Source organism: Vibrio sp. Y176, from assembly GCF_033438945.1.
The window spans coordinates 1-564 of the sequence record NZ_JAWOQS010000934.1 but is presented as its reverse complement, the minus strand read 5'-3'; the positions used below and the strand labels follow the sequence as shown (position 1 = coordinate 564).

General features: G+C 50.2%; 1 protein-coding gene and 1 pseudogene. Both read left to right on the top strand.

The features are described from left to right. The coding region (locus tag R7O13_RS29500; RefSeq protein WP_318305545.1) for a CBS domain-containing protein at positions 1-343 on the top strand (343 nt) is incomplete at its 5' end. A gap of 3 nt (positions 344-346) precedes the next feature. Then, positions 347-564: pseudogene (locus R7O13_RS29495) on the top strand (proline/glycine betaine ABC transporter permease ProW); the annotation flags it as partial.

Genomic DNA, 564 nt, shown 5'->3' with positions numbered 1-564 from the left:
AAAGCCCGCTGCGGTATTCAAGAAATCCGAACACGACGGCCCTGGCTCTGCCATGCAAATCTTGATGGATCACGACCGCGATTACGGCATCGTCGTCGATAAATCTAGCCGATATTCCGGCATCGTTTCTCTCGACTCCTTACGCTTAGCCCACAAGGAAAATCGCTCCTTGGCCAGCGCTCAATTAGAAGATGACGTGACCCTTCAGCCGGACCAGTCTGTGAATGACATTCTCGGCATCGTGGCGAGCGTTCCTTATGCTGTGCCAGTAGTCGATGAGCAAGGAACCTATTTTGGTGTCGTGACGAAGTCGCGTCTTCTGCAAACACTCGATAAGGATTAAACGATGTCTACAGAGCAAACAAATAACGATCCTTGGTCGCAAACCGCACCAACACAAGAAGACCCGTGGTCACAAGGTAGTGAGGCCGCAACTAACAACGATTGGTTGAACAGCGAAGCCGTGCAAGAGACACCTTTCGATATCATGAACCCATTTCAAGATGCCGTTCTCCCACTCGATAATTGGGTAGAATCTGGGTTGAATTGGCTCGTTGAACATGG